The 15078-nt window shown below is 68.8% G+C and carries 14 protein-coding genes; 7 read left to right on the top strand and 7 right to left on the bottom strand.

What is annotated here, in order from left to right:
• The first annotated feature begins 148 nt into the window (after nt 1–148).
• The 3 genes from Q9G87_RS17580 to Q9G87_RS17570 are packed head-to-tail and all read left to right on the top strand — an operon-like array spanning nt 149 to nt 3469.
• Nucleotides 149–694, top strand: a complete 546-nt coding sequence (locus tag Q9G87_RS17580; protein WP_305917444.1) for a PadR family transcriptional regulator — start codon at nt 149–151, stop codon at nt 692–694.
• Nucleotides 672–1346, top strand: coding sequence for an ABC transporter ATP-binding protein (locus Q9G87_RS17575; protein ID WP_305917443.1), 675 nt, complete (start codon nt 672–674; stop codon nt 1344–1346). Before Q9G87_RS17580 ends, Q9G87_RS17575 begins: the two co-directional genes overlap by 23 nt.
• Complete coding sequence (locus tag Q9G87_RS17570) at nt 1343–3469, top strand: FtsX-like permease family protein (RefSeq protein WP_305917442.1); 2127 nt, start codon at nt 1343–1345, stop codon at nt 3467–3469. Before Q9G87_RS17575 ends, Q9G87_RS17570 begins: the two co-directional genes overlap by 4 nt.
• Nucleotides 3470–3493: 24 nt before the next feature.
• Here Q9G87_RS17570 and Q9G87_RS17565 read toward each other — a convergent pair whose 3' ends face one another.
• Complete coding sequence (locus Q9G87_RS17565) at nt 3494–4294, bottom strand: MerR family transcriptional regulator (RefSeq protein WP_305917441.1); 801 nt, start codon at nt 4292–4294, stop codon at nt 3494–3496.
• A gap of 123 nt (nt 4295–4417) precedes the next feature.
• Here Q9G87_RS17565 and Q9G87_RS17560 point away from each other — a divergent pair, with 123 nt between their 5' ends.
• Together Q9G87_RS17560 and Q9G87_RS17555 are read left to right on the top strand one after the other, a co-directional pair.
• A complete protein-coding gene (locus tag Q9G87_RS17560) occupies nt 4418–5455 on the top strand; it encodes an endo-1,4-beta-xylanase (RefSeq protein WP_305917440.1) in 1038 nt (345 codons plus the stop codon).
• A 108-nt stretch (nt 5456–5563) separates the two neighbouring features.
• Complete coding sequence (locus Q9G87_RS17555; RefSeq protein ID WP_305917439.1) at nt 5564–6034, top strand: VOC family protein; 471 nt, start codon at nt 5564–5566, stop codon at nt 6032–6034.
• A 24-nt stretch (nt 6035–6058) separates the two neighbouring features.
• Here the strand turns inward: Q9G87_RS17555 and eno are convergent, their stop codons facing one another.
• The 5 genes from eno to Q9G87_RS17530 form a co-directional block, all read right to left on the bottom strand.
• Nucleotides 6059–7342, bottom strand: coding sequence for a phosphopyruvate hydratase (gene eno, locus Q9G87_RS17550; protein WP_305917438.1), 1284 nt, complete (start codon nt 7340–7342; stop codon nt 6059–6061).
• A 143-nt stretch (nt 7343–7485) separates the two neighbouring features.
• On the bottom strand, nt 7486–8622 hold the full coding sequence (locus Q9G87_RS17545; protein ID WP_305917437.1) for an amidohydrolase family protein: 1137 nt from the start codon (nt 8620–8622) through the stop codon (nt 7486–7488).
• Between the two features lie 53 nt (nt 8623–8675).
• Nucleotides 8676–10421, bottom strand: a complete 1746-nt coding sequence (locus Q9G87_RS17540) for a hypothetical protein (RefSeq protein ID WP_305917436.1) — start codon at nt 10419–10421, stop codon at nt 8676–8678.
• A complete protein-coding gene (locus tag Q9G87_RS17535) occupies nt 10418–11746 on the bottom strand; it encodes a glycoside hydrolase family 28 protein (RefSeq protein ID WP_305917435.1) in 1329 nt (442 codons plus the stop codon). Before Q9G87_RS17535 ends, Q9G87_RS17540 begins: the two co-directional genes overlap by 4 nt.
• Nucleotides 11747–11909: 163 nt before the next feature.
• Nucleotides 11910–12431 (bottom strand): DUF6292 family protein, encoded by a 522-nt coding sequence (locus tag Q9G87_RS17530; RefSeq protein ID WP_305917434.1) that lies wholly within the window; start codon nt 12429–12431, stop codon nt 11910–11912.
• Between the two features lie 346 nt (nt 12432–12777).
• Here Q9G87_RS17530 and Q9G87_RS17525 point away from each other — a divergent pair, with 346 nt between their 5' ends.
• Both Q9G87_RS17525 and Q9G87_RS17520 read left to right on the top strand, forming a co-directional pair.
• The gene (locus Q9G87_RS17525; RefSeq protein WP_305917433.1) at nt 12778–13614 is read left to right on the top strand and encodes a helix-turn-helix domain-containing protein; all 837 of its coding nucleotides are present in this window, start codon (nt 12778–12780) and stop codon (nt 13612–13614) included.
• A 24-nt stretch (nt 13615–13638) separates the two neighbouring features.
• Nucleotides 13639–13821: a DUF397 domain-containing protein gene (locus Q9G87_RS17520; RefSeq protein ID WP_305917432.1), complete on the top strand. Its 183-nt coding sequence runs from the start codon at nt 13639–13641 to the stop codon at nt 13819–13821.
• A 106-nt stretch (nt 13822–13927) separates the two neighbouring features.
• On the opposite strand, the gene Q9G87_RS17515 is transcribed toward Q9G87_RS17520, so the two are convergent.
• A complete protein-coding gene (locus Q9G87_RS17515) occupies nt 13928–14971 on the bottom strand; it encodes a tyrosine-type recombinase/integrase (protein ID WP_305917431.1) in 1044 nt (347 codons plus the stop codon).
• Nucleotides 14972–15078: the final 107 nt, after the last annotated feature.

Raw genomic sequence — 15078 nt, 5'->3', positions numbered from 1 at the left:
CCGCGGGGGCCGGACCCGTATGGGTGCCCCCGATGGCCCCGCTGGGGCTTCCTTTTCCGCCAGTGAACTCCTTGCGGGCGCCCGTGTCAGCAACCAGTTCGCTGACAGGTCTACTCATCGGGTATACCTCGTGTGTATAGTCGGCGGCATGACGGTGTCGTACACGCTGCTGGGTCTCCTGGAGGAGGCCGATCGTCACGGTTATGACCTGAAGCAGGCTTATGACCGCCGCTTCGGCGCGGCCAAGCCGATCCGGTTCGGGCAGGTCTACCGCACCCTGGCCCAACTCGTCCGCGACGGGCTGGTCGAGATCGCCGGCGTGGAGCCGGGCGCCGGGCCGGAGCGCAAGCGGTACGCCATCACCCCGGAGGGAGTGACCGACTTGGACCGCTGGCTCGCCGAACCGGAGGATCCCCAGCCCCAGCTCCAGGCGGTGCTGTTCACGAAGGTGACGCTGGCGCTGATGTCGGGCCGGCCCGCCGAGGAGTTCCTGGACGCGCAGCGCACGCGGCACCTTGCCGTGATGCGCACGCTGACCGCAGCGCGGCGCGAGGCGGAGTCGGCGCAGGACGCCCTGCTGGCCGACTACCAGCTCTTCCACGTCGAGGCGGATCTGCGCTGGATCGAGCACGCGGCGGGCCGGCTGCCCACCCTGGCGGAGGAGGTCCGCGATGACGGTCCTAAGCGGTCGTGACCTGCACAAGAGCTTCGGTCGCACGCCGGCGCTGCGTGGCGCCGCGCTGACCCTGGCCGACGGCGAGGTGCTGGCCGTCATGGGGCCCAGCGGGTCGGGCAAGTCCACGCTGCTGCACTGCCTGGCCGGCGTGCTGCGGCCGGACGCGGGCGAGGTGCTCTTCCGCGACGTGCGGATCGACCGGCTGCGCGACCGCGAGCGCGCCAGGTTGCGCCGCACCAGCTTCGGGTTCGTGTTCCAGTTCGGGCAGCTGGTCCCCGAGCTGCCGGTGGTGGAGAACATCGCGCTGCCGCTGCTGCTGGAGGGCCGCCCGCGGGCGGCCGCGCTCGCCGAGGCGTCGGAGTGGGTGTCCCGGCTGGGCCTGGACAGCGTGTGGGACCACCTGCCCGGCGAGCTGTCCGGCGGGCAGGCGCAGCGGGCCGCGGTCGCGCGGGCGTTGATCGCCCGCCCGAAGGTGGTGTTCGCCGACGAGCCGACCGGCGCGCTCGACTCCGTCGCCGCCGACCAGGTGATGGAGCTCCTCGTCGACACGGTCCGCGCGGAGGACGCCTCCATGGTGGTCGTGACGCATGAGCCGCGGGTGGCCGCCTTCGCCGACCGCACGGCGATCGTCCGCGACGGGCTCGTCGTCCAGCCGGTGGGTGCCCGATGAACGCCGTGCTGATCGGGATGAGACTGGCCGTCGCCGGCGGCCGTACTGGCTGGGCCCGGCTGGCGCTGACCGCGCTCGGCGTCGGCGTCGGCGTCGCGTTGTTGCTGCTCTGCCTCACCGGGCAGTCCGCGCTGCAGGGGCGGGCGGAACGAGCGGCATGGCGGGACACGTCGTCGTCCACTCCGGCCACCGCGCCGGACCCGATGTTGTGGCTGGCCGTCAGCGACCACTTCGCGGGTGAGCCGCTGCACCGGGTACACGTCGCGGCACTCGGTGCGCGCCCGCCGGTTCCTCCCGGACTCGACCGGCTCCCGTCGGCCGGTGAGGTCGTCGTCTCGCCCGGGTTGCGGACGCTGATCGCGATAACCCCGCGTGACCAGCTCGGCGACCGGTTCCCCGGCCGGATCGTCGCGACGATCGGCCCGGCGGCCCTGGAATACCCGGACCAGCTCGTCGCCGTTGTCGGCTACACCCCGGAGCGGTTGGGCGAGCTCACCGGCGCGCAGCGGGTGCTCGGGATCCAGACGGGCCTGTCCGGCGACTACGCCTTCACCCTGGCGGCGCGGCTGCTGATCGGGATCGTGGCGGTCCTGCTGCTCGTGCCCGTCGCCGTCTACATCGTCATGGTCACGAGGATCGCCGCCGTGCGCCGCGAGCAACGCTTCGCCGCGATGCGGCTGGCCGGCGCCACCAGGACGCAGCTTGCGGTCACGGCCGCCACCGAGACCGGGGTCGGCGCGGTCGCCGGGGCGATGCTCGGCCTCCTCGGCTACACGGCGCTCCGGCCCGTGGTGGCGGGGCACCTGACCCACGGCGGGGCCCGCTTCTTCGACTCCGACCTCACGGTGGCGCCTGCCTGGCTGATCGTGGTGCTGGCAGGCGTGCCGCTGCTGGCGGTGGGCGCCGCGATGACGTCGATTCTCGGGATCCGGATCACGCCGCTGGGCATCGGCGGCCGTGCCTCCCGTAGGCGGCCGCCCACCGCGTGGCGGATGGCGCTGCCGGGCGCCGGAATCGCCGGCATGCTCGCCATCGTGGCCGGTGTGCCGTGGCTGGTGGAAATCCCTCCGCCGGAGGGGCCGTACATGGTCTTCCTGCTCTGCCTGCTCGTGGGCGGGGTGTTCGCCGGGCCTTACATCTGCCTGGTCGCCGCCCGGGCCATGGCCCGCCTCGGCCGCCGTGCGACCACGCTGATGGCGGCCCGGCGCATCGCCGCGAACCCCCGCACGTTCAGGGGCGTCAGCGGGGTGGTCCTGGCCGTCTTCGCCGCCACGTTCATGGCGTGCATGCTCAGCGCCGCGGGCAGCGCGCCGGGGGCCGCGTTCTATGGCGGCCTGCGGCCCGGCGTGGTCGAGATCTACGTCGGCAACCAGCCGGTCACCAGGCTCGCGCCGCTGATGGGCGCGCGGACGGTGGCGATCCGGGTCCATCCGGATGACTGGAGTTCGGTCGTGTCCTGTGCCGAGCTGACCCGGATCGTGGTCGCCTCCTGTCCGCTCCCGGAGTCCGTGCGGGCCCGCGGCATGGGGCGGGACGCCACCATCGGCGTGATGTCCGGGGCCATCCACGAGTCCGTCCCGGGCGCGGCGGGTCTCCCGATCCGTGCCCTCTATGTGCTGACTGACGGCACCCTCGCGGCGGAGGAGCGCGTCCGTACGCAGGCCGCGCTCCTCCTGCCCCGCGCGATACTCAACACCCAGCGTGACACCGTGCTGCAGGAGTCGCGGTTGTGGGCCGAGTTGACCACACTCGCCCGGCTGACGACCTGGTTCGTGGTCCTCCTTGCCGGGTGCAGCCTGACGGTCGGGGTGGTGGCCGGGCTGATCGAGAGGCGGCGCCCGTTCGCGTTGTTGCGGGCCTCGGGCGTGCGGCTCGGCGAGTTGCGCAGGATCCTGTTGCTGGAGTCGGTCGTGCCGCTGGTGCTGGCCGTGGTGCTCGGCGCCGGTCTGGGCGCGGCGGCGTCGTACGCGATGGCCGTCGCCCAGGGGGACCGGTGGTTCCCGCCCGGCCTGGACTTCGCCGGCGGCCTGGCCGCCGGGGTGCTGGCCGCCCTGGCCGTCACCGCGGCGGCGCTCCCGCTGATGAACGTCACGACCAGGTACGACGCCGTCCGCTACGAGTAGAGGCCGAGCTCGCGCATGACGAAGTCACTCTCCTGATCTGAAGGTCTTGGCGCGCTGGAGGTAGTCGATGACCGCCGGCAGGTCACCGGCCTCCAGCCAGTCGATCTGCATGGCGACGCCCTCGCTGATCGCGGCGCTGTTGTCACTCCACAGAGCCATGCCCGCCGCGCTGAGCCGCTCGTCGACCTGCTGGTCGCCGCTCTGTAGCCCGCTCGCCAAGGACTCCCACCGGACGCTCAGCTCCTGCACCGCCGGATCGCCGACGGGCCTGCCCGCCCGCAGGTGGCCGAGGGTCTCCCTGAGCAGCTCCAGCCACTCGGCCCTGAGATCCTTCATGCGGTCCTCGCCGAGATCGGCCCGTCGCCGCGCCAGGTGGTCGCGGAGCTCGCGGTTGACGTACGCCTCGTACACCGAGATCGTCTCCAGCGTGGCCATGAACTGCTCGGCCTCGGGCATCACCGACTCGTCCAGCACTTGGATCAGCCCGCCGATCTGGCCCTTCAGCTGCACCAGCCGGGCGGCCTGCAGCTCGATCTCGGCGAGCTGCGCGCCGAGCAGGCCGCGCAGCGCCGTCAGGTCGTCCGACGGCTCCTTGAGCACTTCGGTGATCTCGTCCAGTGACAGGCCGAGCCCGCGCAGCGCCCGCACGCGGTAGAGCCGCCGCAGGTCCGCCTCGGTGTAGCGGCGGTGGCCCGCCGCCGTCCGTTCACTGGCTTCGACCAGGCCGATCTCTTCGTAGTGGTAAAGCGTTCTGATCGTGACCCCTGTGGCCTTGGCCAGCTCCCCGATGGTCCACCGGCGCTCGTCGCCGTCGTGTCTGCTCACGCCTCCGACCGTAGGACCTCCCGTCACGGGAGGTTCAAGCCCTTGACGACGGGCTCTGGAGCGCCTAAGTTCCCGGCCACGGCGAAACATATCGTTACGCCCCCGAAACTTTCGGAGGTCTCGGTGAAGTCCCTGATCATCGCCCTGGCGCTCGTCGCCGCCGTTCCATTCCCCGCCCACGCCGAGCACCGTACGCCGCGTGACCTGCGCGAGCTCGCGTACCAGAACGGCATCAGAATCGGCAGCGCCGTCGACATCGCCGCCCTGCGCAGTGAAGACGACTACCGCAAGGTGTTGAACCGCGAGTTCTCCCACGTCACCGCGGAGAACGCGATGAAGTGGGAGTCGGTCGAGCCGGAACGGGGCGTCTTCACCTGGGGCGACGCCGACGCCCTGGTCGACAACGCCCGCCGCAACAACCAGAAGGTCCGCGGCCACACGCTGGTCTGGCACAACCAGCTCCCGGCCTGGCTGACCACCGGCGTCGAGAACGGCACCATCGACGCCGCCGAGCTCAGGGACATCCTGCGCGACCACGTCACCACCCAGGTACGCCGCTACAAGGGCAAGATCAGGGCCTGGGACGTGGTCAACGAGGTGGTCAACGACGACGGCACGATGCGGCAGAGCATCTGGCTCACCCACCTCGGCCCCGGCTACATCGCCGATGTCTTCCGCTGGGCCCACCGCGCGGACCCGCACGCCAAGCTCTACATCAACGACTACAACCTGGAATGGAACGCCCCCAAGATCGAGACCACGCTGTCGATCGTCAAGGACCTCCAGGCGCAGGGCGTGCCGATCCACGGTGTCGGCTTCCAGGGCCACCTCGGCATCCAGTACGACTACCCCGGCGACTGGGCGAACGTCATGAAGCGCTTCGCCGACCTGGGCCTGGAGATCGCGGTCACCGAGCTGGACGTGCGCATGGTGCTGCCGGTGACGCCCGAGAAGCTGGCCACCCAGGCCGACTACTACCGCCGGGCGCTGACCGACTGCCTCAGCGTCAAGGTCTGCCGCGAGTTCACCGTCTGGGGCTTCACCGACCGGCACTCGTGGGTGCCCGGCTGGTTCGACGGCGAGGGTGCGGCCTGCCTGCTCGACGAGAACCTGGCGCCCAAGCCCGCGTACCACGCCCTGCTGACGGTGAAGAAGGCTTAGCTCGCGCCCACGCGGTAAAAGATTCCCCGCGGCCGTGTCGAACCGGCGGGGACACGTTCGACGCGATTGATAAGAGAGCAGATTCACGGCAGTGGAAGGGATCGCGTCATGCAGAAGATCACCACGTACCTCTGGTTCGACAACCAGGCCGAGGAAGCCGCGCAGTTCTACACCTCGCTCTTTGCCGACTCCCGCATCCTCGAGGTCCAGCGTTACCCTGAGGGCGCGCCGGGCCCGGCGGGGAAGGCGATGATCGTCACGTTCGAGCTGGCCGGCCAGCGGTTCATCGCGCTGAACGGCGGCCCGCAGTTCACGTTCAACGAGTCCGTCTCGCTGTACGTCGACTGCGAGTCGCAGGACGAGGTCGACGAGCTGTGGGCCAAGCTCACCGACGGCGGCGAGGAGTCGCAGTGCGGCTGGCTGAAGGACAGGTGGGGCCTGTCCTGGCAGATCATCCCGCGCCGCCTCAGCGAGCTGCTGAGCGACCCGGATCCGGCCAGGGCGCAGCGTGCCATGCAGGCCATGCTGGGCATGCAGAAGATCGACGTCCAGGCCCTGGAGAAGGCCGCCGCGGGGTGATCTGCGCGGGTGGCCGGTGAGCTCTCATCGGCCACCCGGTTCGGCCAGCCCGTACGGCAGATCCGGCCGCTGGGCGGCGATGTGCATGAGCCTGTTGTACTTGATCACCCGCTCGCCGCGCGCCGGCGCGCCCGACTTGAACTGACCGCACCCGCCGGCCACCGCCAGCTCGGCGATGAAGTCGTCCACGGTCTCGCCGGCGCGGTGCGAGACCATCCGCGCGTACTCGTGCTTGCGGCACACCTCCATGGCCTGCAACGTCTCGGTGACGGTGCCGACCTGGTCGACCTTGATGAGCGCGGCGTTGGCGATCCCGGCGGCGATGCCCCGCTCGATGACGGCGGGGCTCGTGACGAACACGTCGTCGCCGACCAGTTGCAGCCGCTCGCCGAGCCGGTCGGTCAGCTGCCGCCAGCCCTCGGTGTCGTCCTCGGCCAGGCCGTCCTCGATGCTCCAGATCGGGTAGTCGGCGGCCAGCTGCGCGTAGAGCTCGATCAGCTCGAGACTGGACAGGTGCTCACCCGCCACCTGGTACGCGCCGTCGCCGCGGCGGAACCGCGAGGCGGCCGGGTCCAGGGCGATGGCCACCTGATCGCGGGCGGGCGTGTAGCCGGCGCCGTCGATGGCCTCCACCAGTGCGGCCAGCACCTCACGCGGATGCCTGAAGTCGGGCGCGAAACCGCCGTCATCACCCTGCCCGGTCGGCTGCCCGGCCGCGGCCAGGTTCTCGTGCAGGACGGCGTAGATCTCCGCCCCGGCCCGTACGGCCTCGGCCATGGAAGGCGCGCCGATCGGGGCGATCATGAATTCCTGGAAGTCGAGCTGATTGGAGGCATGCAGGCCGCCGCTGACCAGGTTGAAGTGCGGCACCGGCAGCCGCGGCCGCACCGTGGACGGGGTGAGGAACTCCCACAGCTGCTGCCCCTGAGAGGCGGCCACGGCCCGCGCGGTGGCCATCGACACGCCCACGGTGGCGTTGCCGCCGAGCCTGCTCTTGGCGTCGGTGCCGTCCAGCTCGATCAGGGCCTGGTCGACGTCGGCCAGCGAATGCCACGGCCGGCCTTTGAGGCGGTGGAAGATCGAGCCGGTGACGCGGGCCGCCGCCCGGGTCACGCCCGAGCCGCCGTACCGGCTCATGTCGCCGTCGCGGAGCTGGACCGCCTCCTGGGAACCGACGGAAGCGCCGGAGGGCACACCGGCCCAGCCGGTCGCGCCGCCCGCCAGGGTCAGCGTGACCGACAGAGTGGGGTGGCCGCGCGAGTCCAGGATCTGCGTGGCGCGCAGGTCGATGATGTGGAAGGCGCACAAGGCTCCTCCTGAGGGGTGCGGGTCTCGGTCGCTTTCGACGGTGTCATGGTCGTTCCCGCACACAAAGAGCAAATCAACTTCACTTGCCGGCAGATTTGTCGGTAGGGCGGCGGCCGAGCAGGGGTGCACTGTGCACACGCGGCTCACTGGGCGGCGCGGGTGGCGAGACGCCCCATCCGATAGACCGCCAGCGGACGCCGCAGCGCGGTGATGTCGGCCAGCGGGTCGCCCGCCACGGCCAGCAGGTCGGCGTCGAACCCGGGCGCGATCATGCCCTTGCGCTCGTCCACCCGGCAGGCGCGCGCCGCGACCGACGTGATCGACCGCAGCACGTCGATGGCGGCGTACCCCTGCTCGACCAGCATCTCCGCCCCGTATGGCACCAACCCGTGCGGTTTGGGCGGCCCGATCCCGGCGTCCGTCCCGATGACGAAGTCCACCCCGGCGGCGTAGAAGGCGCGCAGCGCCTCCGCCATGCCCGCCATGCGCTGCTGGATGCGCGGTGGCGGCGGCATCGGGCTCGGCACTATCCCGGCCGTGAGGGACACGACGATGTCCGCGGCGGCCAGCCGGGCGATCAGCCCGTAATCCACCTCGAAGGAGTCCTCGGTGAAGAACCCGCAGTGCTCGATCGAGTCGAACCCGGCCTCCAGCGCCTGCGCCACCCCCTCCGCGCAGTGCGCGTGCCCGGTGATCGGCAGGCCGTGCGCGTGCGCCTCGTCGGCCGCCGCCTTCAGCTCGGCAGGACCGTACTGCAGGAGGTGCGAATGCGTGCCGGCGGTCATCTCGCCGCCCGTCACCATCATCTTGATGACGTGTACGCCGCGCGCCGCCCGCTCCCGCACGGCCTCGCGCACCCCTTGATCGCCGGCCGCCTCGCCGCCCAGGAACCAGCAGTGCCCCTTGGGCGTGGTGATCGGCGGCCCGGCTGAAAGGATCTCCGGCCCGTCGAGACCCAGCCCGAGTCCCAACGCCAGATAGTCGCGGTCTCCCAGGTCGCGCACCGTGGTCACCCCGGCCGCCAGGTGCTGCCGCGCCGCCGCCCGCATCCGGTCGGCGAGACCCGGGTGCTCGAGCGTCCCCAGGACATCGAGGCCGGCGTCGAAGGCCAGGTGGACGTGGCAGTCGATCAGCCCGGGCAGCAGCGTGACGTCACCCAGGTCGATCGTGGCGGGCGCGTCGCCGGTGACGTCGGCGACGCGCCCGTTCTCGACGAGCACCACGCGGTCATGGTGCATGTCCCGGCCGTCGAAGAGCCGGCGAGCGCGTAAGGCGAGCATGCCGACAACGTCGCACGGCCTCGCCGGAAATCCCTGAGTATGCCCTACTCAATTCACGGGCGGGGGACCGCGATACCGCCGTACCGATCCCAGCCCTTGGAGATGCGGTCGTGGTATTTGGCGGATTCGGCCGCGTCCCGGACCCAGTCCCACTCGCCGCTCGCCGCCGGCACCGGATACGTTCGGATCTGCTCGGCGATGCGCTGGGCGTCGTCGAGCCCGTCCCAGATGAGCCGCCGCAGCTTCGGCGTCCGCTGCTCCTCGTTCCGCACGTAGATCCGGTATCCGAAGTACGCCGCCGCGACCGCCCGGTGCAGCCTGGCGGTCAGCACCGTCCGCTCGAAGTACGCCTTGAGCTGCTCGAAGTGCTCGGCCTCGAGGTCACCCTTGGCTACGATGACGTCCCGCAGCGCGCTCTCGGCCACCCGCACCCCGTGATCCTTCTCTGTGAGCACGTACTCCAGGTATCGGGGCGTCATCTGGTCGCCCATGGTCACCCAGCCCCTGTCCAGCACGTACTGTGCCTCCCTGGACAGCGTGGGGTCGGACTTGCAGGCGGCCGGCGACAGATGGTTGACCACGTCGATCCAGAAGTGGAACCGCTTGTTCACGTTGTGACGCACATAGGTGACGGGCGGGTCGATCCACTTGCCGGACACGCTGCGGTGATAGCTCGAACAGTACGGCTCGTAGTCGAGTCTGGAGTGGTTGGCGGAGTTCGTGCCCAGGGTGTAGAGCACCGAGGTGACGATCTCGTACGACTTCGACAGCGCCGAGGCGACGTTCCGCGCGGCCCGCGGCCCGTACGTCCTGGCCGCGAACTCACGGTAGATCGTCTCCACACTCACCCGGGGATCCTCCGCGGCCCGGGCCAGCGCGTACAGGTTGATCTCGGTGGGCGTGCCGATGATGCGGGACTCGTCGTAGCGGTCGGTCCTGGCCACGTAGCCGATCACGTTCGGCAGCGTCTGGTAGTGGCGCAGCCGGTTGACGTGCTCTTCCGGCCACGCGTTCGCGATCTTCCCCTGGCCGTTGTACTCGCCTGCCGCATCGTACTCGACGAGCACGGGCCGGTTGATCCGCGAGATCGTGGTGTCGTTCGGGTGGGTGAGGAAGAAGTCGTGCGGCGTCGCCTTGGCCATCACCTTGACGTGCGGGTTGCGGACCAGCGCGATCGCGCCGATCGTCCGCTCCATCTCCTCGGGGAAATAGCCGAACGTGCGCAGGTAGAGCCCCAGCCCTCGTTCGCCGACGATGACCTCCGCGACCTGGTCCACCAGGTAGGCCAGCTTCTGCTCGGCCGTGGTGAGCCGCGTCGAGTGCTGCCGTTCCACCCGAGCCCCGGTCTCGATGAAGGTCAGTACCACCGAGTCGATGTCCGGCACCAGGTCGAGCATCTCCCGGTAGTCCTGTTTGAACCACTCCCAGAAGGCTGGATTGTCCAGGTCGATCGTGCTGCCGGGGCCGGTGCGGAACTCGGCCGGGTAGTAGTCCAGGTCGTAGAGCGAGTGGTCCCAGATCGCCACCTCGGGGATCCCGGCGTCGTGCGCCTCCTTGGTGAGCCGGTTGGCCTGCGCCTGCTTGGCGGGCTCGCGTACCTCCCGCAGGTCGTGCACGATCTCGTGGCTCAGTTGCAAATGATTGATCTTGTACGGCTTCGCGGCCGCGATGACGGCGTCGGCCCCGGCGTCGCTGTCCGACAAGATCGTCCACCCGCGCACCTGCCCGCCCGCCGCCTCCGCGGGCAGCGCGACTCCGGCCGTCACCAGCAGGATCAGGGCGGCGATCACGCGCGTCATTGCTCCACCCCGTTCACGAACACCTTCCGCAGGGTCAGGTCGTCGGTGAACGCGATCTTGTTAGGTCCTGTGACGTTCGTGAACCTGCACTTCTCCAGGTGCACCCCGACCAGGTGGTCCGTCTCCAGGCCGACGAGGTTGAGCACGGCGTCGGCGCCGTCGATTTCGGTCCGCTCCATTCGGATGTCGCGGACGGACACCGGCTCCGTGCCGCCCTCGTTGCTGTTGTAGGCCATGTTGACGAAGATGACCTCCCGGTCCACGTTCTGGCCGGTGAAGTCGCGCACGTGGACGCCCTCGATGAAGGCGCCGCGCTTCTTGCTGGCCTTGATGTAGATGGGGTACTTCACCGGGTAGTTGCCAGGGAAGTCCGGGGAGTTGATCACGCATCGTTCGGCGAAGACGTCGCGGACGCCGCCCGACATCTCGCTCCCCACCGTGATGCCGCCCCACCTGCCGGAGAAGTGACAGTCCTGGACCACGATGTTCTCGCTCGGCACGCCCACCCTGCGGCCGTCGGCGTCACGTCCCGACTTGACCGCCACACAGTCGTCGTTGGTGTTGAAGCGGCAGCCGCGGATGTGCACGTACGACGACGCCTCGGGGTCGCAGCCGTCGGTGTTGTAGAGCGTGCTGACGACGGTGATGTCGCACACGGTGACGTTCGTGCACAGGACCGGGTTGACGGTCCACATGGGCGGCTCGAGAATCGTGACCTCGCTGATCAGGATGTCCCGACATTTCACGAACTGGACCATGGCAGGGCGCAGGTAATGTCCCGCGCCGAACACCCGCTGCTCGACCGGCACGCCGTCGTCGCCCATCTTCCGCAGCGCCCGCTGGTCGGCGCCCTGGGGCCCGCCGCCCGCATACCAGCTCTCCCACGGCCCCTGCCTGGCCTGGCCGTCCAGCGTGCCCTTGCCCGTGACCGCGATGTTCCGCTGGCCGTGGGCGTAGATGAAAGGGCTGTAGTTATAGCACTCCGTACCCTCCCACCGGGTGAAGACGACCGGCAGGTACGCGTTCGGATCGGGGCTGAAGGCGATCACGCCGCCCTCGGAGAGGTGTAACTCGACGTTGCTGAGCAGATGGACGGCCCCGGTGAGGAAACGTCCCGGCGGGACCACGACCTGCCCGCCACCGTTGCGGTGGCACTCGCCGATCGCCGCCTTGAACGCGGCCGTGCAGTCGGTCCTGCCGTCACCGACGGCCCCGAAGACGGCGACATCCCACCTTCGTCGCGGGAATCGAGGAGGACGGATCTTCCGCAGGATGTGCGGCACCTTGTGCCAGGGGTCCGATGATCGGGCTTCAGCCTGCGCCAACGCGGTTCCTGGAGTGATCGTAGCGGCCGCGAGAACTCCGCCGGCCTTCAGTAGAGATCGTCGAGAGGGCATGGTCACCACCGGAGGGTGGGAGACATCGGATCTCTGGAGCGTAAATCGCGCCGTGCCGGAATTCAAATCCTTACGAAGTTAATTGTGAAGGCTAGGCCGTCGGCAGGTGAGTCGGGTCGTCCGGCGGTAGATGGGCCCGCAGGCGATCGTCGAAGCCGTCGCGCACGTCGCGATAGGAACGATAGGACGGAGGGTACGGCCAGCCCCAGCGTCGCTCGGACTCCCGCGCCTGCCACCACCGCCGCGGCCGCCGCAGCTCCTCGACGACGGCCAGAACCGTGTCGCCCACCTCGGCGGGGTCGGGCAGCACGTCGCCGCAGATGTAGCGCTGCTGCCTGAGAAGGGTCGGGCAGTGCACGTCGCCCTGCGCGAACGTCCCGAACCGCCAGCCGCTCTCCTCGTCCCATGCCAGAGCGAGAACGGAGTCCTCGGCGAGGCCGGGCTCCTCGAGCACGATCGTGGCGGAGCGCGGGAGGAACTCCGTGATCCAGTGGGCGTTCGGCTGGATCTCCCGGCGAACCAGCGCCAGGTAGACGTCGTGCAGGTAGCCGACGTGCAGTTCCCGCCAATCCACGTGCCAGGTGCCGCGGGAGGTCACCACATCCGAGCCCATCGGCCGGCTACCCCATCCGATGAGCTGGGACGGGCAGAGATTGGCGCTTGCGTCGGCTTGCTCATGCTGGCCATGCACATGAGAGGCTCCCATCGACGTTGCACAAGCCCGAAGGAGGCCCGCTCCCGACGATGACCGGCCCGAGGGCTTCTCGACCAAGTCCCGGACATGTGCTGTCTGCTCGACCATAGGAGGCCTCCGCTAACAATAGTGGAGCGTCGTAAGGCTGCATGCAATCTTGCATGCAGCCTTACTTCTATGGCTCAATGGCAGGAGTGATCAAGGCAAGAGCAGGGCATCAGAGACATTTGGGATATATACCGTGAGTGATGTATCTCCTCCCACTGTGCAACGTCGCATCCTGGCGCGAGAGCTTCGCTACCTGAGAGAGCGAGCTTCCCTCACGGGTGACGACATCAAAGATCGTCTGGGCTGGTCGCCCTCCAAGATCAGCCGGATCGAGAACGCCCGGATCAGCGTCTCAGAAGAGGACATCCGACTCCTGCTCGACCTCTACGATGCCACGCCTGTCCAACGTAAACGTCTTCTCGCGCTCGCCGGGCAGACCCAGACGCCGCACTCCTGGCGCGCGTGGCCCGCGGCGACCCGGGAGTTCCTCTCGTTCTTGGACGTGGAAGCGGTGGCCGAGTCCATTCGGCAATGGGAGATCAACGTCGTGCCCGGCATCGCCCAGACGGAGGCATATGCGCGGCACCTCATCACGAGTTGGCGCGAGGTCGATCCGACGCTTACGCCACGTCAGGTCGAGGAGCGTCTCTCCATTCGGATGAATCGCCAAAAACGCTTTTTGCCGCCAGAATCCTCTCAAATATGGATAATTCTGGACGAATCCGTGTTGTTGCGGACGGTCGGTAGCCCCGCTATCATGTCCGAACAAATGAGCAGGCTGGTGGACTTTTCTGATCTGCCGAACGTTACGCTCCAGGTCGTACCCTTGGCGCATCCTCACGGCATCGTCGAAGAGTCCTTTACCTTGCTGAATCTGGATAAGAGTGATCGGCTGGAGCAGTGTTTGGTCTACATTGACCATAACGTAACCAGCCAGTTTCTGCTGGATGAGCAGCGCTCAATTCTCTTTGAGAAAATGTTTGAGCTGCTCGCCGGTTATGCGCTTTCACCGGCCGCCTCACGAGAAGTTATCCGGCGATTGGTAAATTCTTGAGCCGTTGTCCACTACGCTCCTCGCATGGAACATCGGTGGAAGCGCTCCAGCTTCTGTAACCATAACGGCAACTGCCTCGAAGTCCGCTTGCTCGACAGCGGCGACGTTGCCATCAGGGACTCCAAGGACGTCAGTCTCCAGCCGCTCGTGATATCGGCCTCCGTCTACCGCCACCTGCTCGACAGGATCAAACGCGGCGACGTCTGACCGATCGGCGCCGCCCACCGAAGTCCCCTTCCGCTCGGCAGCCGACGCCGCATGCTCGCGGTGCCGGCTGCCCCCACGTCCTTCTCGATCGTCGCCACCGCGGCGGTCACGGATTTCCCCATGACCGGGTGCGGATCGCGGTGGTGGCGGCGAAGCCGTGCCCGACCTGCTCCTGAACGAACCTGAGCGGTGTGCCGCCCTCGATCAGATGGGTCATGTACGCGCGACGCAGGCAGTGCGGCGTCATCCCCCGATCGAATCCGAGATCGTCCCGATAGGCGGCGAAGCGGGTCTCGATCTCCCTGGCCCGCAACCGCCCGCCCCGCTCGGTCGGCCACAACGCCGGACGGTCCGCGCATCGGTAACGAGGGCGGATGTTGGTCACATAGTCGGCCACGGCCTCGACGGCCCACGGCATCACGCTCACCACCATCCGATGCGACTGCGACGCCCCCCGGACCCGCCGGCCGGACCGTACGCGCAACATGCCGAAGCGCCCGAACTCGGGCGCGTCCGGATGGGGACAGAAGTCCTCGAGGTCCAGTGCGGAAGCCTCAGAGCAACGCAGTCCCCAGGCGTAGATCACCTTGAACACGGTGGCGTCCCGATACGCGGTGAGTGCCCCTTTCCGGCCCTCCCGCATGGCGAGGTCGAACTGGGCGTCGGCGTGGTCGAGCAAGGCCTGGACCTCCTCGCGGGTCATCGGCCGCCGCCCGGGGCTGCCTTCGTAGTCGACCAGGTGAGAGGCGGTGTTCCAGTCGTGGCAGACCTGTTCCGGGTAGGTGTCGAAGCGTGCCGCACACTCCGCCGGCCACCCGTACTCCGGCGCGCCGACGTAGTCGCAGAAGAGCCGCAACGCCGCCTGGTAGCTGCGGATCGTCGACTCGGCCCGCCGCAGTGCGGTGGTCAGATGGGTCGTCCAGCGATCGACGTCAGCGGCGGACCACTGCCAGGGATAAGCGCCGGCGAATGCGGCGAAGCGGCGCACGATCTGCTGGCGGAAACGGATCGTCGAGGGCTGGAAGAGCCCGCTCTGGCTCTGCTGCCGAGCCCACCCGGAGAGCATCGCCTCGAAGACGGCCTTTTCAGCATGAGGCGGGGCCGCTTCCGCCAGAGCCCGGCTTGCCGGGCCGTCGTTCAGCGAGGTCATCGTGTCAATCGGCACGGGCCTTCGGCGTTCATGGTCATACCATCCACACTCGCTCCGGGAACTGCCCGTTCACCAGACCAGATGCTGTCCACTTTCTGGCAGCACTG

Source organism: Nonomuraea turcica (assembly GCF_030718205.1).
In the GTDB taxonomy this organism is placed as follows: Bacteria; Actinomycetota; Actinomycetes; order Streptosporangiales; family Streptosporangiaceae; genus Nonomuraea.
The sequence above is the reverse complement of the archived record's forward strand: the minus strand, read 5'-3'. Positions and strand labels throughout refer to the sequence as shown.